General features: G+C 62.2%; 15 protein-coding genes. 1 reads left to right on the top strand and 14 read right to left on the bottom strand.

The window, feature by feature from the left end:
- Positions 1-121 precede the first annotated feature (121 nt).
- Positions 122-1,060: a LysR substrate-binding domain-containing protein gene (locus ACQY7X_RS14500; RefSeq protein WP_428246128.1), complete on the top strand. Its 939-nt coding sequence runs from the start codon at positions 122-124 to the stop codon at positions 1,058-1,060.
- Here the strand turns inward: ACQY7X_RS14500 and ACQY7X_RS14495 are convergent.
- From ACQY7X_RS14495 to ACQY7X_RS14430, 14 genes are all read right to left on the bottom strand, one after another.
- On the bottom strand, positions 1,057-2,676 hold the full coding sequence (locus ACQY7X_RS14495; RefSeq protein WP_428246127.1) for a GMC family oxidoreductase: 1,620 nt from the start codon (positions 2,674-2,676) through the stop codon (positions 1,057-1,059). The genes ACQY7X_RS14500 and ACQY7X_RS14495 overlap by 4 nt on opposite strands.
- Before the next feature lie 153 nt (positions 2,677-2,829).
- Positions 2,830-3,915, bottom strand: a complete 1,086-nt coding sequence (locus tag ACQY7X_RS14490; protein ID WP_428246126.1) for a CobW family GTP-binding protein — start codon at positions 3,913-3,915, stop codon at positions 2,830-2,832.
- Positions 3,912-4,931, bottom strand: coding sequence for a quinone oxidoreductase family protein (locus ACQY7X_RS14485; RefSeq protein ID WP_428246125.1), 1,020 nt, complete (start codon positions 4,929-4,931; stop codon positions 3,912-3,914). The genes ACQY7X_RS14490 and ACQY7X_RS14485 overlap by 4 nt, the downstream gene beginning before the upstream one ends.
- Positions 4,932-4,933: 2 nt before the next feature.
- Positions 4,934-6,361: a dihydroorotase gene (locus ACQY7X_RS14480; protein WP_428246124.1), complete on the bottom strand. Its 1,428-nt coding sequence runs from the start codon at positions 6,359-6,361 to the stop codon at positions 4,934-4,936.
- Positions 6,362-6,383: 22 nt separating this feature from the next.
- The gene (locus tag ACQY7X_RS14475; protein WP_428246123.1) at positions 6,384-7,163 is read right to left on the bottom strand and encodes an ABC transporter permease; all 780 of its coding nucleotides are present in this window, start codon (positions 7,161-7,163) and stop codon (positions 6,384-6,386) included.
- Complete coding sequence (locus ACQY7X_RS14470; protein ID WP_428246122.1) at positions 7,160-8,020, bottom strand: ABC transporter permease; 861 nt, start codon at positions 8,018-8,020, stop codon at positions 7,160-7,162. Before ACQY7X_RS14470 ends, ACQY7X_RS14475 begins: the two co-directional genes overlap by 4 nt.
- On the bottom strand, positions 8,017-9,084 hold the full coding sequence (locus ACQY7X_RS14465; protein WP_428246121.1) for an ABC transporter ATP-binding protein: 1,068 nt from the start codon (positions 9,082-9,084) through the stop codon (positions 8,017-8,019). The genes ACQY7X_RS14470 and ACQY7X_RS14465 overlap by 4 nt, the downstream gene beginning before the upstream one ends.
- A gap of 2 nt (positions 9,085-9,086) precedes the next feature.
- A complete protein-coding gene (locus tag ACQY7X_RS14460) occupies positions 9,087-10,127 on the bottom strand; it encodes an extracellular solute-binding protein (protein ID WP_428246120.1) in 1,041 nt (346 codons plus the stop codon).
- 2 nt (positions 10,128-10,129) lie between these two features.
- On the bottom strand, positions 10,130-10,909 hold the full coding sequence (locus ACQY7X_RS14455; RefSeq protein ID WP_428246119.1) for an IclR family transcriptional regulator: 780 nt from the start codon (positions 10,907-10,909) through the stop codon (positions 10,130-10,132).
- Positions 10,910-11,043: 134 nt separating this feature from the next.
- Positions 11,044-13,122 (bottom strand): HlyD family efflux transporter periplasmic adaptor subunit, encoded by a 2,079-nt coding sequence (locus tag ACQY7X_RS14450; protein WP_428246118.1) that lies wholly within the window; start codon positions 13,120-13,122, stop codon positions 11,044-11,046.
- A 1-nt stretch (position 13,123) separates the two neighbouring features.
- On the bottom strand, positions 13,124-14,521 hold the full coding sequence (locus ACQY7X_RS14445; RefSeq protein WP_428246117.1) for an efflux RND transporter periplasmic adaptor subunit: 1,398 nt from the start codon (positions 14,519-14,521) through the stop codon (positions 13,124-13,126).
- A 7-nt stretch (positions 14,522-14,528) separates the two neighbouring features.
- A complete protein-coding gene (locus ACQY7X_RS14440; RefSeq protein ID WP_428246116.1) occupies positions 14,529-15,284 on the bottom strand; it encodes an efflux RND transporter periplasmic adaptor subunit in 756 nt (251 codons plus the stop codon).
- Positions 15,281-16,252: a TAXI family TRAP transporter solute-binding subunit gene (locus ACQY7X_RS14435; protein WP_428246115.1), complete on the bottom strand. Its 972-nt coding sequence runs from the start codon at positions 16,250-16,252 to the stop codon at positions 15,281-15,283. The genes ACQY7X_RS14440 and ACQY7X_RS14435 overlap by 4 nt, the downstream gene beginning before the upstream one ends.
- Positions 16,253-16,254: 2 nt before the next feature.
- Complete coding sequence (locus tag ACQY7X_RS14430) at positions 16,255-17,799, bottom strand: TolC family protein (protein ID WP_428246114.1); 1,545 nt, start codon at positions 17,797-17,799, stop codon at positions 16,255-16,257.

Below are 17,799 nucleotides of genomic sequence, written 5' to 3'. Positions count from 1 at the left end.
GATAGCCGCGTATGCGCGATCTCGGGCTGCGTTTCGTCTCCGGGGGCACTATCGGAAAGTTGACAGGCCAACTCAAACGAAGTTTTATCGCGCTAAGACCAATAATTTTTGAGCCTCAGAAATGGCCTACAGATTACCGCCACTGGGATGGATACGCGCCTTCGAAGCCGGCGCCCGACTGGGCAGCTTCACGGCCGCAGCCGATGAGTTGAACCTCACCTCCACGGCGGTAAGCCATCAGATCCGTTCGCTGGAGAAATTCCTTGGCTATCCGCTGTTCGAGCGCCTGCCGCGCAGCGTGCGGCTTACCGGCATGGGCGCTGCCTATCTGCCGGATGTGCGCCACGCGCTGGAACAGCTTGCCACCACCACGGTGAAACTGTTCGGCACCGGCGCCGGCGCCACGGTGACAGTCCGCGCGCCGCTTTCCTTCGTGTCGCTGTTTCTCGCCCCGCGCCTGCAGCGTTTCCAGTCCGCCTATCCCGGCATTTCAATCCAGCTTTTCTCCCTGGTCTGGGCCGATGCCCTGCCCGATGAATCCGCCGATATCGATATCCGCTTTGGCGGCGGCAACTGGCCCGGGTACGAAATCGAGATGCTGCTGAAGGAGCAGTCGGTGGTGGTTGTGCCGGCGCATTTGAGCGACGTGGCACGCCAGGGCCAGCACAAGCTGTTCGCCGAACTGGAAAAGCAGCCGCTGATCCATATCGTCGGCTACGAGGATCATTGGGCGGAATCCTTCCGGCTGCTGGGTATGCAGCCACCTTCCGAGAAACGCTCGATCCGCGTCGATAATTCGCTCGCGGCGCTGATGCTGGCGGCTAATGGCCTGGGCTCCGCGATCGTGCTGAAATTCTATGCCGATGCCGCCACGGCGCTGCTGCCGGTGAAGGCGCCGACCAATTTCACCCTACCGGTGGAAAGCGCACATTACCTGCTGACGCCGCAGAGCCGCGAAGCCGCAAAGCCCGAGGCTTTGCTGTTCCGCGCCTGGCTGATCGAGGAAGCGCAGCGCTATCAGAATCCGGGCAAGAACGGCGACAAGCGCAAGCCGCGTTAGTTCTTTGCTGCCCGCACGATCCGCTCGGCAGCGAGCGAGGCCAGCAGCATTACTGGTACATTGATATTGCCGCTGAGGATATTTGGAAAAGCCGAAGCATCGACCACGCGCAGGCCGGCAATGCCACGCACCCGCAGATCCGCATCCAGCACGCTGCGCTGCGGATCTGCCCCCATGGCACAGGTGCCGCAGGGGTGATAGACCGTGGCGCTGCGCTGGCGGATATCGTTGCGCAATTCATCATCGCTGCTGCATTGCGGACCGGGGCGCAGTTCTTCGGCGATGATGGCGCGCATTGGCGGCGTGGCAGCCAGACGACGGATGAATTTCACCGCCTCCAGCATTTCCTCCAGGTCTTCCGGCACGTCATAGGCGTTGGGGCGGATTGCCGGCGGCTGTATCGCATCCGGGCTGTCGATCATGATCGAGCCACGGCTGCGTGGATGCGCGTTGGTTACTGCCAGAGAAAGCACCGGATGCGGATCGGGCGTCAGCAGCGGGCGGGAACCCTTCTTGGCTTCCAGCGTGGTAAGCAACTGCATGTAAAGCTGGATATTTGGCCAGTTGCGCGCGGCGGAGCTGCGGAAGAAACCGCCCACCTGGTTCACCGACAAGGCCAGCGGCCCGCGTCCGGTAAGCAGATAGCGTGCGCCATTGAACAGCCGGCGCAACAATGGCGCCAGTTCCTGGTTCAGCGTCGGCAGCCGGGAGCGGAAATTATAGCCAACACCAAGATGATCCTGCAGGTGATCGCCGACATTCGGATTATCGAACCGCACCGGGATGCCATGGCGCTGCAGCAGCACCCCCGGCCCGATGCCGGATAGCTGCAGCAGCTTTGGCGATTCCACCGCGCCGGCCGCCACGATCACCTCGGCACGGGCATATTGCGTCTCGATCTGGCCGCCGCGCTGATAGCGCACACCGATGCAGCGGCTGCCGTCGAACACCAGACCCAGCACCTGGGCGCCGGTGAGTAACGTGACATTGCCGCGCGACAGAGCCGGGCGCAGGAAGGCATCGGCGGCGGAAACCCGTTTGCCATTGCGCGTATTGACCTGATACAGCCCGACGCCCTCCTGGCTGGCGCCGTTGAAATCCACGTTGCGCGGCAGGCCGAGTTCGGCGCAGCCATCAAGGAAAGCCTGGGTCAGCGGATGCGCTTCATCCTGGATCGAATGTGCCGGCAGCGGTCCCGTGCCGCCGCGCCATTCATTGCCACCCTGCTCGTAGCTTTCGATCTGGCGCAATTGCGCCGCCATGCTCTCCGGCCCCCAGCCGGCATCGCCCGTGGCCTGCTGCCATTGCGCATAGCCATGGGCATCGCCCTTGATATAGACCATGGCGTTGATCGAGCTGGAGCCGCCGACAACGCGGCCGCGCGGCCAGTAATCCTCGCGGCCATTCAGGCCGGGATCAGGGCGCGCGGTGTAGCACCAGTTGAAGCGGCGGTCGTAGAACAGCTTGCCATAGCCCAGCGGCATGCGGATCCAGAACGAGCTATCCTCCGGGCCAGCCTCCAGCACCAGGACACGGCTGCCCGGCTGCCGCCCGAGCCGCTCGGCAACGACACAGCCGGCGGAACCCGCACCAACGATCACATAATCCACTTCCATTGCACGCCTCAGGGGAATCACGCTTAAGGGAATCACAGGCCAGAACCATGGCCGGCCCTATTCACCACCAAAAGCGGAGGCAAATTCAAACGAACCAATATCAATGTGAGGCTAAGTTTTTTTGGGTCTTAATCGACCCGGGGAGCCTGTGGGTCAGCCGGAAATATCGGCCAGGCTATCGGGCTTGAGCCAGCCGCGCAGCAGCGCCCCATCCAGGTCGCGGGCAATCACTACCAGGCGGGAACGGTGGTCATCCGAAGGCCAGGCATCCAGCAGCAACCGGTGAAACTGGTGCTGCACACCATGCACCACCACCGGCCGGGCCTCGCCCTCCACGTTCAGGATGCCTTTCACCCGCAGCAGTTTTTCCGCATGGCGGCTGACCAGGGAAGCCAGATTGGGGCTGAAATAGCGCCAGTTCAGCGGTGCATCAAAGGTAAGGCAATGCGCGACGATACGGGCATCATGCCGGTTCACATCGCCGCCATGCTGATGGCTGTGGCCGTGATGATGATCGTGGTGGTCGTGATCATGGCCATGATGGTGATGATCATCATTATGGCCATAGGCTTCCGCGTTCAGCCAGCGCACCACCTGCTCGCCCTTGCCGGAAGGATCGTAAAGCCCGGTGCCAAAAAACAGATTGGCGTCTATCTCGCCCTGTTGTGCCACATGCAGCGTAGCACCGGGATTGAGCCGCAGCAGGCGTTCGCGCAGAGCCGTCACCACTTCAGGAGCGGCAATATCCGTCTTGGTCAGCACCAGGCTATCGGCCACGGCTGCCTGCTTCAGTGATTCCGGGTGCTCGTCCAGCTGGCCGTTACCATGCAGGGCATCCACCGTGGTGATGATGGTATCGAAACGGAAATGATGCCGCACGAAGGAATCATCCATCAGCGTGTGGATGATGGGGGCCGGATCGGCCAAGCCGGTGGTTTCCACCAGCACGCGGCGGAAACGCGGAATTTCACCGCATTCGCGCTTATCATGCAGCAGGCGCAGGGTTTCGACCAGCGTGTTGTGTATGGTGCAGCACAGGCAGCCGCTGCTCAGCAGCACCATATGGTCGTCGGAACTCTCGACCAGTTCATGGTCCAGGCCGATCTCGCCGAATTCATTAATGATCACAGCCGTATCGGCCAGTTCCGGCTTCGGCAGCAGCCGGCCGAGCAAGGTGGTCTTGCCGCTGCCGAGGAAGCCGGTGATCACAGAAACCGGGATGCGGCCAGCATCACTCATGCTGCGGCCCACAGGCGGTCCAGCGCCGGCTTCAGCAGCACCTTACCGCAGGCTTTGCCCTCTTCCACCATGGCATGGGCCAGAGGTGCGCCAGCAAACGGCAAACGCGCCGCCACTACCGGTGCGATACGTCCTGCAGCCAACGCATCAATCACCTTCTGCATGATATGGCGGCGACCTTCGCGGTCATGATCGTAGAGATGCATCTCGAAGATGCGGACGGCGAGGCATTTGGTGCCATGATCGCGCAACGCCTGCAACAGATTCTCCTGCGGCACACCACCGCTGGCATTGTAGGAAACCAGCAAGCCCCAATTGCCCAGCAGGCCAAACAGCTTGGTGAAGCCCTCGCCGCCGATGTGATCGACAGCAAGATCGACGCCCTCGCCAGCCGTCAGTTCGAGCACGCGGGCCTGGACATCTTCATGGCGGTAATTGACCACATGATCGACACCGATGCTCCGCGCGAAAGCCGCCTTCTCCGGCGAACTGACACTGCCAAGCACGGTGATACCTGCCGCTTTGGCAAGCTGGGCCAGCGCACTGCCGACACCGCCGGCAACGCCGTTGATGAACAACCGCCGCACCAACTGACCGCGCGGTGCCACATGCAACAGGTTCCACGCCACCTGATAATTCGGCAGGCAGACAGCGGCATCGAGATCAACGCCTTCAGGCAGCAGGAACAGGGCATCGGCGGGAACCGCCACCTGCTCGGCATAGCAGCCACCACGCACTTTCAACTCGCGCGCGGTGAGCAATACCGACCGGCCCAGCATGGCGGCATCGACACCGCCTCCCAGAGCGATGACACGCCCGGCCAGATCGCTGCCCGGACTGGTGGGCAGCGGCGGCATCCACTTATACGAACCGCGCCGGATCAGGATATCAGGCCAGCCGACGCCGATGGCCTCGGCCTGTACCACCACTTCGCCTGGGCCCGGCTGCGGCTCGGGCACTTCGGTCATTTCCAGCACATCCGGGCCACCGGCCCGGTGCATGACAATCTTGCGCATCTTCAGACCCGGGCGGCGGCGTACATATCCATCATACGGTCGGCTTCTTCGCCGCGCAGCGGCTTGGTATGGCGGCCATAACCCGGCTTGCCGACGATCTTGCTGTCGCGATAGACGAACTGACCGCGCACCAAGGTGTGGTCCACAGCGCCGGTGACCTCGCGACCATCCCAGGAACTCCAGCCGCACTTGCTGAGCATGTCCTCATTGCGCAGCACCTGCTTGCGCTGGGTATCCACCACCACCAGATCGGCATCGGAACCAACCTGGATTGCGCCCTTGCGCGGGTAGAGGCCGAAAATCTTCGCCGGTGCACTGGAGAAGATTTCCACCAGGCGGTTCATCGAAATGCGACCGGCATTCACCTGATCAAGGAACAGCGGCAGCGTTTCCTGGATCTTCGGCGTGCCATTGGCGGCAACGAACATGTTGGTCCAGCCGATTTCCTTCTCCTCGCGCAGATGCGGCGCGTGGTCCGAGCCGATCACGTCGATCACACCATCACGCAGGCATTGCCAGAGCAGATCGGTGGTGTCGGGGCCGTTCCAGAGATTGAGTGCATAGGGGCCGAGCCGCTCGATCTCGTTCCAGTCATTGCACAGGAACATCATATGCGGGTTGGTCTCGACCGTGACCTTCTGCTTATTGCGCTTGGCCTGACGGATCACATCCAGCGAGCGCGGTGAACGCAGATGCAGGATATGCAGATGGAACCCCAGCACTTCCTGCAGGCGGCAGAGATAGCTGATGGCGGAATCGAACACGATGCCGTCATAGGAAGCCGAAAGCCGCGCCACGGTCTGATAGCTGGTATCGCCGGCCTTGATGGCGCGCTCCGACAGCGTATCGATCAGTTCCTGGTTATTCGGATGCACCATCATCGGGCGGCCGGTCTTCTTCACCTCCTCGGCGATCTCGAACAGTCGGCCCTGATGATGCACGCCGAGTTCGGGCATGTGCGGGTAAACCGCACCCTTGTCGGTGATCATGAACACCTTGAAGCCCATGGCACCGGCCTCAGCCAGCGGCCCCACCTCCTCCAGCCTGGTCGGCGACGGATTGTGGTTGAAATCGACCAGCGAGCTTTGCTTGTAGCGCTCGATGGCATCGAGATAGCGTTCCACCGTGGTGGTGACCGGATCGACATTCGGCATGCCGGAGACCATGGTATAGCCGCCGGCTGCCGCGGCCTGAGTGCCGGTGACAATATCTTCCTTGTGGGTGAAGCCCGGCTCGCGCAGATGTGTATGGGTATCGACACCGCCCGGCAGGATGGTCTTGCCGGACAGATTGATCACCTCATCCGCCGCCGGAGTCAGTTCACCCGAGGTGAGGCAGACGACACGGCCATTCTTGATGGCGATATCGGCACGCACTACGCCGCCGGGGGTCGCGACATCAGCACCCGTGAGAACCAGGTCCGCTTTCATCTTGTACTCCTGTTTGCAGACATTATCGGAACATCGATCGGTAGAAGGAGAATTTCCATTCCAGAAGCAGCATCACCGCGATGGTGCCGAGGATGGCGAGCGTGGCGGCGGCGGCAACCGAAGGCTCTGCCAGCCATTGCATGCGGTTGAACAGCACCACGGGGAACGGCGCCGAGCCGGGTGTGGAGATGAACACCGACACCGGCACGTTGTTGAACGAGATCAGGAAAGCGAAGGTGCCACCGGCCAGCACACCGGGCCGGATGATCGGCAGCGTGACATGCCAGAACACTCTCAATGGACTGGCACCGAGGATGGCGGCGGCACGCTCCACCGCGCCATCGCGACCCGCCAGACTGACCAGCACCGAGCGCACGATATAGGGCAAAGTGAGAATAACATGGGCGATGATCAGACCGCGCCAGTTGATCAGATGCCATTGCGTGAAGGCCAGCAGCAAGGCGAAAGCCGTCATCACTGCCGGCACATTCAGCGGCGCCAGGAAGAAACTGGAAAATGCGCCACGGAAACGCGCATCGGGCCGCGCCAGATAGAGTGCCGCCGCCGTGCCGAGGCAGGTGGCGATGACGACGCTGGCCAGCGCCACCAGGCTGCTGAGCCAGAGGCCATTCATCAATGAGCTATCGGCAAAGGCGGCACCATACCAGCGCCAGGTGAAGCCGACCGGAGGAAAGGTGATATACCGCGTCTCCGTGAAGGCAGCGCCGATCACCATGATGATCGGCACCAGGATGGCGGCGTAGATCGCCCAGGCGAGGTAACTGACAATCGGGAATTTCATGCGCCACGCAGCCATGCCGCGAAGCGGCGTTCGGTATAGCGCCCGACCAGGGCAGTGAGGGCAAGCGAGATGACCAGCAGCACGATGCTGAGCGTCGCCGCCATCGGCCAGTCAAAGGTAGTGACAGCGGCATTATAGATCTGCAGCGGAATCACCTTCACCCGGTTGCCGCCGATCACATAGGGTGTGACGAAAGCCGCTGCCGAGAGGGAAAACACGATCAGGCCGCCGGAGAGGATGCCTGGGAAACTCAAGGGCAGGATGATCGAGCGGAAAACCCGCCAGGGGCCGGCGCCATGCAACTGCGCGGCACGGATCACCGCCGGATCGATCTTATCAATGGCCGTGCAGATATTGATGATCATGTAGGGGCCGAAGCTGTAGACCAGCACGGCTATCACCCCGGATTCGGAATTGAGAAACTGGATCGGCTCGCTGGTCACGCCCAGGAAAGTCAGCGCACGGTTGATGAAACCACTGGGGCCAAGGATCAAAATCCAGGCGAACGCCGTGACCACCAGGCTGATCATGATCGGGATCAGCAGGATCATGGTGTAGGCCGTCCGCGCCCGCTGCGACGTGGTCTGGGCGATATGCAGCGCCACCGGATAGCCAAGCAGAGCCGAAAGCAGCGTGACAATGGCGGCAATGCGGACAGAACGCAGCAACGAGTCGAGATAAAACGGATCGGTCAGCACCTGGTAGAAATGCCCCAGCGTAAAACCGGACAATTCAAAGGTGATCTGATCCATGGTGCGGAAGCTCATGCTGAACACAAGCAGCAGCGGCCAGGCCCAGGACACGGCCAACCAGAGCGTCGCCGGCAGCACCAGCGCAACAGGCGAACGCCGTGTCATGGCAGCACGATCCAGTCGCGTGGAGCAACAGCAATGGCTACCGGCGCATCCGTCACCAGTTCCGGTGCCGGTGGCTCGGCCAGATGCGCGACGATTTCATCACCCTGACCAAGATCAATCCGCAGATGGGTGCTGGCACCGGCGAAAATGCGGTCGGCAACACGGCCACGCAACGTATCCGGGCTGGCAGCAGCGGGACGGATACGGTCGGCGCGGACACCGAGCAGTACCTCACGCCCGACCGCCAGCGGTGCATCATGAGCCACCAGCACATTGCCGGCATCGCCAACACGGACCCGCGCCCCCTGCCCGGTCACTTCCGCCACGACACCGCGCAGGAAGCTGGAGGAGCCGATGAAATCGGCAACAAAGCGCGTCTGCGGCCGGCAATAGATGCCTTCCGGGGTATCGATCTGCTCGATCCTACCGTCACGCATCAGTGCGATGCGATCCGACAACGTCAACGCCTCTTCCTGGTCATGCGTGACATAGACCATGGTGGTGCGCAGCTGGGTATGGATACTGCGCAGTTCGCTCTGCATGGCGCGCCGCAGCTTGGCATCCAGGTTGCTGAGCGGCTCATCCAGCAGCAAAACACGCGGATTGATTGCCAGGGCGCGCGCCAAGCCGACACGCTGCTGCTGGCCGCCGGAAAGCTCGCGCGGATAGCGCTGACTGAAATCCGCCAGCCGCACCAGATCCAACGCCTGCAATACACGTTCGCGGATCATCTCAGGCGCCAGCTTGCGCATGCGCAGGCCGAAAGCCACGTTGTCGAAGCAGGTCATATGCGGGAACAACGCATGACCCTGGAATACCATGCCAAGATCGCGCTGATGCGGCGGCACGTCATTGACCCGCTGGCCATTGATGATCACATCGCCGCTATCGGGCGCGGTGAAACCGGCGATGATATTCAGCGTCGTGGTCTTGCCGCAGCCAGACGGCCCAAGCAGCGAGACGAACTCACCCTGCTGTATATCCAGATCGATGGATTTGAGCACCGTGGCGCCACCGAAAGCCTTGGTGGCGCCACGCAACGACAATACCGGACTGGAAGACATGCTTACTTCTTCTCGATCTCACGCTGCCAGCGGCCACTCAGTTCGGTGCGCTTGGCGAGATAGACATCCCACGACATCACCGAGGCCTTCTCGATATCCTCGGGCTTGAGCAGGAACTTGCTGGCGAATTCCGGAGTCAGCTTGGTATTGGGATTGACGTAGCCGCCGAAAGCGGTTTCGGTCTGCGCCGCCTGGTATTCCGGCGACAGAATCAGGTTGACGAACTGGCGCGCAGCTTCGGCATTGGGCGCATTCTTGGCGATGGCGATATAGGAGACCACGGCGATGGCGCCCTCCTTCGGTGCCACCCAGCGGATCGGCACACCATCGGCGGCCAGACGCTGCGCCGGGAAGCTGGCATTGAAGCCGATCCAGGCCTGGCGCTGTGAGAACAGCGGGATCAGCGTCGAGGCGCCGCCATGGAAGGTGCCGACATTCGGCGCCAGTTGGGCCAGCTTGGCGAAACCAGGATCGACCGACTGAGCCGCCTTGCCACCCTGCAATTCATTGATCTTGAACAGCAGCGCATAAGAGAAGGTGCTGTTGGCATCCGAGATCGTTACCTTGCCTTTGAGCGCCGGATTCCACATATCCTCATAGGAAGTCGGCGCCGGCAGCTTGGCATCGGCAAAAGCCTTCTCATCGTAAAGCAGGCCGAGCAGATAGAGCAGGAAGCCGCTGCCCATGCCATCGGCATCGCGGAAGCGCGCCGGAATCTGCGCCATATTGGGCAGGCCTTCCAGCTTATCCCACAGATTGGCCTGCTTGCCTTGCAGCCACGGACCCTCATCCAGCATGAACACGCTGATCTCCGGATTGGCGCGCTGCGCCACCGCCTTGGTCAGGGCCTGGCCGCTCAGCACCGGGGTGATCACCACCTTGGTGTTGAACTTGTCGCGCATGATCGGCACCAGCACTTTTTCCACGGCACCGACCACGCCCTGCGGCATGTAGACGTTCAGGTCGGCAGCCTTTGCCGACAAGGCGGTAAAGCTGGCGGCCGCCGCCATGATCGTTCCGATAACCAAGCCATGCACGTTCATGTCTAATTCCCCTTGCTTGCAGAAACGTCGGATTTTCTCGGTGTGCAGCCGAGCGCGACAGACAACGCATCGGCCATCGCCGCCACGGTCTTGCCGAGCGGTTCCACCTGTTTGTAAACACGGTGCTTGGGCGCCCAGATGCCAATTGATGCCGCCATACTGTCGGCGCCATTGCGCGCCGCGGCGGCAATGCCCCACACATCCTCGAACCATTCGCCGCGATTGACCGCATAGCCCAGCTGGCGGATGGTCTTGATTTCACGCTGCAGTACAGGCCCCGAAGTGATCGTCGTCGGTGTCTGCCGCTTCATGCGGGCGGCGACACGGGCCAGTTCGCCCGGCGCGCAATAAGCCAGTGCTACCTTGCCTGTGGCGCAGCAATAGGCCGGTGCCCGGCTGCCGACCTGCGTGACGCCACGCACCGGATGCGTGCCATCGCGCTTGTCGATGAACACCGACTCGCCTTCGTCGTAGATTGCCAGATGCACGGATTCGCCGGTCTCATTCGCCAGGCGATCCAGGAAAGGCCGCGCCACTTCCACCAGCCGCTCCTGTGAGAAGGACATCATGCCCATTTCCCACAGCTTCAGCGTCAGTTCATAGCGGCTATCCTGTTCCCGGCGCCGCACATAGCGGCCTTCCACCAGGGTATCGAGCAGACGAAAGACATTGCTTTTCGGCAGCCCGAGTTCACGGCCCAATTCAGCAACGCCACGCGGCTCGCGGCTGCGTGACAGCAGATCCAGCAGGACCAAACTCTTCTGAACTGTCTTGGCCGTCATGTTGTTCCACTATGTAAAACGACGTGCCAATATTAGAGCGGAGTATAAAAGTCACGTCAACAACAAATGATTCCGAATACGGCAACGACAAGAACCGCAGCGAATCAAGATTTTCTGATGCCTGCTGAAACAGGCTAGAAGCTGGCTTCGCGGCGCAGTGCTGCCAGCATATGCGTGACACCAAGCGCCACCGGCGAGCGCGGCTCCACATCCAGGACGACATGACCGGTAAGTACATGCGCCGCAGGGGTTACTGCTTCGGCACCGGGATTGAGTACTGTCATGCGCACGCGGTAATAGGCACGCAGCGGCTCAGCGCCGCCATTCGGCCGCGACCGTGCCTGCAGCGGACCGCCATGCAATGACAAAAGATAAGGTTGGTCAAATTCACGCAAGGCGGTGGCATCGACAGCCGTGACCCGCACCGGCAAGGCCGCACGACTGCCATCACCTGCCACGAAGCGGCCATCCGCGCCGGGCATCAACCGCTCGGCATCGGATTCAGTGACAAAAGCAATCACCTCCCAGGCCTGCGGGCTCGTCAATGTGAACACAGCCTCGCCCTCACCAATCCACTGGCCTGGCCCCAGATCGGGCAGCATATCCCGCACCATACCGTCGAAGGGTGCCACGATGCGCGTGCGACCGGCCTGTTGCTGCAAGGATTGCAGCCGCGTCATGGTGGCCTGGAGATCCGCTTCGATCACGCCACCGCGCCGCATCCAGGGCGGCGCTAGGCTCTGCATCTCAAGCTGCCAGCGCAGCATCGCGGCGTTACGCTCGGTCTGCTCGATTTCCAGCGCCAAGTCTTCAACAGCGATCTCAAGCAGCGGCACGCCTTCTGCCACCTGACTGCCATTGGCGGCGCCAAGCGCAGCCACCCGGCCAGCCATGGGTGCATAGATCACCACCACGTCGCGGGCACGCAGATAGGATGGCAGCGACAGGCTGCGATCGGTAGGCAGAGCCAGCAGCAACAGGCCCATGGCGAAAATACCAAGGCTGAACCAGGCACGGCCGCTTCTGACAAGGCGTGGCAACAGCGGCGCCAGCAATGTCACTTCCTTCAGCATTGGCTTGAGTGCATAAAGCCAGAGCTGCCAGGCAAAAAGCAGTGCACCAAGCAGCTTGAAGAAGAAGCTGTAGATAAAAGCGGCAATCGAAAGCGTGAGCAGCAGGCGATAGGCCCAGGCACTAAGCGCATAGACCACCAGCAGGTTGCTGGGTTTCTCCGGCGGTGCATCGCCGAGCCGGAACAGGATTTCGCGCAGGCGCCAACGTGCCAGGGCCGTGGCACGTTCCTGCAAATTCTCGATACCGAGCCAGTCGGACAGCAGGTAATAGCCATCGAAGCGCATCAGCGGATTGAGATTCACCGCGAAAGTGAGCAGCAGGCTGGTGGTGGAAATCATGAAGCAGACCGCCGCCAACGGCCCTTCCGGCAGCAATGACCAGGCGAGCAGGGCCAGCACGGCCATGGCGATTTCCACCTTCATGCCGGCAACATCGATCTCCACCCGCGCCGCGCGCGAAGGCAGCCGCCACGCATCGGTGGTATCGGTATACAGGATCGGCCAGAACACGATGAAGGCAACGCCCATTACCGGCACGCGGCAGCCGTGATGCTTGGCGGTATAGGCATGGCCGAATTCATGCACGATCTTCACCAGCACCAGGGCAATGCCATAGAGCAGGAAACCCGCCGGGGTGAAATTCTCGGCAATGGTGGCAAAGAACAGGTCGAGCCTTGGCAGCATCAGAGCAAGGCCGAGCAGGCCGAGCGCCAGCATGACGTATTTCATGCGCGGATCGAACCACCAGCGCATGTAACCGGCGGTGGCATCCAGGAACGCATCGGGCCGCAGCAAAGGCAGGCGCAGCGAGAGGTAGCTGCGCGAGGCCCAAGTGAGCCAACCTGGGCTTTGCTGCTTGCGCGATTGCAGCAGCCGCTGGCGTTCGGCATCGCCGGCCCCCTGCAGCAGATTCATCTGCCGCAGGTATCCCAGGAAGGCTTCGGCACGGGCCGCATTGGCCTTCAGGAAAGCCTTTGCATCCGGCGCTTCCGGGCGTGCCATGGCATCCAGCAAGCCGATCTCGGCGGTGCCGAAACGGAAAAAGCGGTGCTGGGCAGGATCATGCAGCACCCAGGCCGGATGGCCGTCTCGATCCGGCTCCACCGGCAGCAGGGTGAGATCCTGACGCAGCGCGAGCATGTCAGAAGCCGATCATCTCGCGCGCCGCAGCCAGCGGGCGGCGCAGCAGGTAATAGCCCAGTGGCACCTTGTCGCCATGCAGCTTGGCGGTGCCGCGCAGGCCGATGCGCGGCGGCACCTCGCCCTCCGCAAACCGCGCAGTGGCCCGGAAAGCCAGGATGCCGGCTGGCGAATTCACTGCCTGATAGCTGGTATAGGCCAACTGCGCCGGACGCGGTTTTCCGGGTTCGATATTGAGGAAGAAATCCACCGCAGCGCCATCGGGCAGCTTGATACTGTCAGCTGCGGCAATCCAGATTTCCAGTTCGGCACGCCCTGGATCAGCCACGCTGAGGATGCGTTCTCCTACCCGCACCGGCCGGCCTTTCAGGCCTTCCGCATCGGCCAGCACCGCCACCCCATCGCGGTCGGCGCGCAGTTCCACGCGCTCCAGCAGGCGCTCGGCCTGCACCACTTCGGCGCGACGCTGCTCGATGCGTTCGCGCAGGATATTGAGATTGGCCTGAGCCTCGCGGCTGGTGATGGCGGCCTGCTGCGCCAGACGGTATTCCGCCTGTGCCAGTTCCAGGCCATGGCGCACCACATCCAACTTGGCGCGGATCTCGCGATCATCGAAGCGCACCAGCAGGGCGCCGGCACTGACCGGCGCATTTGGCCGCACGGCGATTTCCTCGATCACACCATTGAGCGGCGCGCGTACCACTAATGCCTGCAACGGAATCACTTCCGCTGCACCCTGAACGGTCAATTGCACCGGAATGAACAGACCTGCCGCTGCGAGCAAGGCGATGGCGACGGCAAGATGGGCACCCCGAGCAGCGAGGAAACGCCACAGCCGCAGTGGCAAGGCTTCACTGCTGATCACCGCATCCAGCGCCAGCCCCGCTGCATCGGCCCAACTGGTAAGCAGGCGGATATCGCGTTCCGGCCAGGGCTGATCGCGGCCAAGCAGCAGCGCACCGACGGGTCGCCCGGCAGCGCCGGTTACCGGCAACCATAAAGCCTGGGCCGGGAAATGTTCGCGCCATTGCGGCCGCAGTCCCTCGGGCGCCGCGTCCGGTGTCAGCAGTTTCGGCTTGCCGCGGCTGTCATGGCCCAAAAAGCGGCACAGCTTCGCCACCCAATGGCCATAAGGACCATCACGCGCCGGCAATGGTACGCCAGACATTGCTTCGATACGGCCACGCCGCTTGCCGCGATAGAGCCACAGCACTGCATTGCGGTAGGGCGCCAGGAGCTGGCTGTCATTGGCCAGCAGGAAGCCGATTTCGGCGCGGCTCCTTGCCGCCTGCGCCTTGCGCTGCAAGGTCAGCAGAGTGGCAAGCTGCTTCAGCGCCTCGCCTTCGCCTGCCGCATCCGATGCCGTATCGGGTGACTTAGGGGGAGCGGCCGCACCCATGGCTTGCCTATCTGGCCCGCTGGAATTGTGCCAGGCCACTCATACCTGGCAGCAGATCGCGATGTTCACCTTCCACCCGGCCAATCAGCCGCACGGTCTGGCTTACCGGATCGACGCGCCCACCGAAACGATCAACGACAGCGCGTACCGGCTTGCGCAACTCATCCACCGTGATGGTGAAGGCGGCGCCAGGGCGCAGCCATTCCAGCCAGCGCGACGCGACAATCAGCTCCACCTCAAGGCTGGCAGTATCGTAAAGTTCGATCAGCGGTTCGCCTTCACGCACGAATTGATGAGCGCGGGCAGCCTGCGCAACGACGGTGCCGGCGAAAGGCGCGCGGACCTCGCATTTGCGCAAGGTCACATCTATGGCGTAGAGCTCCGCGCGGGCCTGGGCTTCCTCTGCCTTGGCCAATTCGCTTTCAAGCACGCTGGCCATGTTCAGTTCCGTGAGACGTTCATTCACCCGCGACTTCGCCTGGGCGCCTGTCAGGCGCGCCTCCACCACCTTCTTGCCGGCCTGCTGCACGGCACAATCCATTACCGCGACCAAGGCATTGGCTGCCAACTGGTCACCTTCGCGTACCGGCATGCGCAGGATCACGCCCGGCATAGCGGCTGCCAGTGTGGTGAATGTGCGCGAGCGCAATTGCGCCCGCACCGTGTAATCCCCTTCACCCTGTGGCACCTGTGCCAGGGCGGCACCAGTCATCATGGCAGCCGCCAGCAGCAAGGCCGCTGACATGCGGCGGATACGGGTCATGGCAGCAGGCGCGCCTCGCGCAGATAGCGTTCGGCGCCAGGATGCCGCTGCACAAAGGCTGGCGTTGCCGCCATGGCCGCTGCCGTGGTATCGCGCAAAGCCTGATGCTGACGCTTGAAGGTTTCCACCTGGCCGACCAGCAGGCGGGTCAGACGATAAACACTTTCAGCCGGCTGATCGGCGCGGGTAACCACCAGGGAACCGACGCCGATGGTGTTGATATCGGCGACCTGACCGCGATACTCGTCCCGTTTCACCACCATGCGGCGGAAATGCGGATTGCGCGCAATCATGCCATCGCGTACTGCATCATCCAGACTGAGGATTATGCCACCACAAGCCGCCGCGGATTCCGCGACATAGCCGCTCGGTGGCGCCGAGACATAAAGTGCGGCATCCAGTTCGCCAGTGCAAAGCAGGCGCGCCTGCTGGCCCGATGTAAGCGCCGGTACATCCTGCACATCGGCAATATTAATGCCTAAGGAGTCAAACAGCCGCTGCGCCGTGGCCCGCTGGCCCGAACCTTGGGGGCCGAGCGCGATGCGCTTGCCCTTCAAGGCCGCAGCATTGGTAATGCCGCTGGCCGGATTGACGATGACGGTGAGCGCCTCCTGCGGCCCGGCGACGATCACACGCAGTGGCGATTCCCGGCCGGCCTGGCGTTCGCGTTCGATCTCGGCCGCCAGTACATCCACCTGCACCAGGGCGAAATCGACCTGGCCATCCTTGAGCCGGGTGATGTTCTGGCCCGAGCCGGCCGAGGTCTGTACCAGGCAACGCGTGGTCGACAGGCTCTGGTCCGCATTCCACAGCCGGCAGGCGGAAACACCATAAGGATAGTACACACCGCCATAGCTGCCGGTGCTGACCCGCAGCAATTTCTCGGGCTGCGGCAGCTTGTCGTCGATGGCACAGGCCGAGAGGACCAGCAGGGCGGCGCAGGAGAGAAGAAAATGTCGCATCATCATGATCACTTCGCCCCCTGGCGTTCGATCGGCAGGTCAAGCGTAATCGGATCGGGAAACATGCCGCGCTCCCAGGGCCGCATGGTGCCGCCGATATTCTCAGCCAATTTCTTGATCGGCATGGCGCGAAAATCCGCCGGCACCGGATTGAGGCCAAGAGCGAGGAAAATCTGCCCTAACGCATCCTGGGCGTTGGCGTAAGTCTCGAAACGCCGGAGCTGGGCCCGCAGGGCCGAGACTTCATTGCGGATACGCTCGATGCGGGCGCCGGCATCGGCAGCAACACTGCCTTTGCTCAACGCGGCAATCTCAAGTTCCAGCTTCTCGATTTCCTCGCTGCGGCGCAACTGCGACACCATATCGACATAACGGCGCCAGGAGAGATGCAGGCGGCTGACCACCGCCATGTTCATCGCCAGGCGGCGCGCCGTCGCCAGTTCCTCGCGTGCATCAGCGATATCGAGCTGGCTCTGTATGGTGAAAACCCGGAAGACATTCCAGGTCACCCGCGAGCTGAGTTCAGTCCAGGTCTGATTGGTGAGGAAGGAGTTGGTATCCGAATTCCGGGCGGCAGAGAATTCAAGGCCAGGCAGCAGGCGCAGCAGCGCCTTGCGCACCTCAGCTATCTCCACGCGGCGGGTGTAGACCAGCTCTTCGACATCGGCGGAATTCTGCAACGCCACCTGTTCCAGTTGCTCAATGGCAACACCCAGTGGCGCCAGTGGCACCAGGGTGGCGGGGAGTTGCAGCCGCAATTCCGTTGTCGGATCGATATTGAGCAGGTTCTTCAACTCGATTTCCGACTGGCCGAGCGCCTGATCCAGCGATTCGAGCTGGCCAAGCAGATCGAGCAGCGTGCGCTTGAATTGCAGCACCGAGGCCGGGTTCTGCACCCGCTCGGTCTGAGCCTTGTCGAGATCGCGCAGGGTCTCGCGTACCTCAAGCGAAATGCGGTTGATATCACCACGCAGTTCCTGCGCCGCACCGGCGCGCCAGAAGGCAGTGCGGGTCTGCTGCATCAGGCGCAGCATCGCCTTCTTCTGCCGCATCTTGGCGATCAGGTAGTTATTCGTCGTCTGGATCGACTGGAAATAGCTGACACCAAAATCGAGGATGTTCCACGACAGCTTGATATCGCTGGTGAAACGGTCGCGGTCAGTGGAGTAGGACGGCTCCAGCGACTGCCGCTGGGTTTCCAGCGAACGGCTGGAGGAGGCATTCATGCTGTCGCGGTTGACATAGCCTGCCGTGGCCGCCAGCACCGGCAGCATATCGTAGCGTGCCAGATTGGCCTGGCCGAGCGCCAGCGCCTCTTCCATCATACGGGTACGATGATCGAGATTATAGGCCACGGCACGGGCCATGGCCTCGTCCAACGTTACCGGGCCATCAAGTGGCTCCTGGTTGGCATCGATTACCTGACGGTCGAGATTGACCATCGCCACCAGATCCTGCTTGGTCACCGGCACCGGCTCGACCGAACAGCCGGCAAGCAAGGCCAGCATCGCCATCGCCGGCAGCATGCGCCGGGCATAATTTTGCGATTTCAA

Origin of the sequence: Ferrovibrio sp. (assembly GCF_965278975.1) — a bacterium.
Classification (GTDB): domain Bacteria; phylum Pseudomonadota; class Alphaproteobacteria; order Ferrovibrionales; family Ferrovibrionaceae; genus Ferrovibrio.
This window is presented reverse-complemented; position numbering and strand designations above follow the sequence as displayed.

Coding starts and splice junctions, on each gene's coding strand:
- ACQY7X_RS14500 (WP_428246128.1), top strand. CDS start 122: ATGGCCTACAGATTACCGCCACTGGGATGGATACGCGCCTTCGAAGCC.
- ACQY7X_RS14495 (WP_428246127.1), bottom strand. CDS start 2,676: ATGGAAGTGGATTATGTGATCGTTGGTGCGGGTTCCGCCGGCTGTGTC.
- ACQY7X_RS14490 (WP_428246126.1), bottom strand. CDS start 3,915: ATGAGTGATGCTGGCCGCATCCCGGTTTCTGTGATCACCGGCTTCCTC.
- ACQY7X_RS14485 (WP_428246125.1), bottom strand. CDS start 4,931: ATGCGCAAGATTGTCATGCACCGGGCCGGTGGCCCGGATGTGCTGGAA.
- ACQY7X_RS14480 (WP_428246124.1), bottom strand. CDS start 6,361: ATGAAAGCGGACCTGGTTCTCACGGGTGCTGATGTCGCGACCCCCGGC.
- ACQY7X_RS14475 (WP_428246123.1), bottom strand. CDS start 7,163: ATGAAATTCCCGATTGTCAGTTACCTCGCCTGGGCGATCTACGCCGCC.
- ACQY7X_RS14470 (WP_428246122.1), bottom strand. CDS start 8,020: ATGACACGGCGTTCGCCTGTTGCGCTGGTGCTGCCGGCGACGCTCTGG.
- ACQY7X_RS14465 (WP_428246121.1), bottom strand. CDS start 9,084: ATGTCTTCCAGTCCGGTATTGTCGTTGCGTGGCGCCACCAAGGCTTTC.
- ACQY7X_RS14460 (WP_428246120.1), bottom strand. CDS start 10,127: ATGAACGTGCATGGCTTGGTTATCGGAACGATCATGGCGGCGGCCGCC.
- ACQY7X_RS14455 (WP_428246119.1), bottom strand. CDS start 10,909: ATGACGGCCAAGACAGTTCAGAAGAGTTTGGTCCTGCTGGATCTGCTG.
- ACQY7X_RS14450 (WP_428246118.1), bottom strand. CDS start 13,122: ATGCTCGCGCTGCGTCAGGATCTCACCCTGCTGCCGGTGGAGCCGGAT.
- ACQY7X_RS14445 (WP_428246117.1), bottom strand. CDS start 14,521: ATGGGTGCGGCCGCTCCCCCTAAGTCACCCGATACGGCATCGGATGCG.
- ACQY7X_RS14440 (WP_428246116.1), bottom strand. CDS start 15,284: ATGACCCGTATCCGCCGCATGTCAGCGGCCTTGCTGCTGGCGGCTGCC.
- ACQY7X_RS14435 (WP_428246115.1), bottom strand. CDS start 16,252: ATGATGATGCGACATTTTCTTCTCTCCTGCGCCGCCCTGCTGGTCCTC.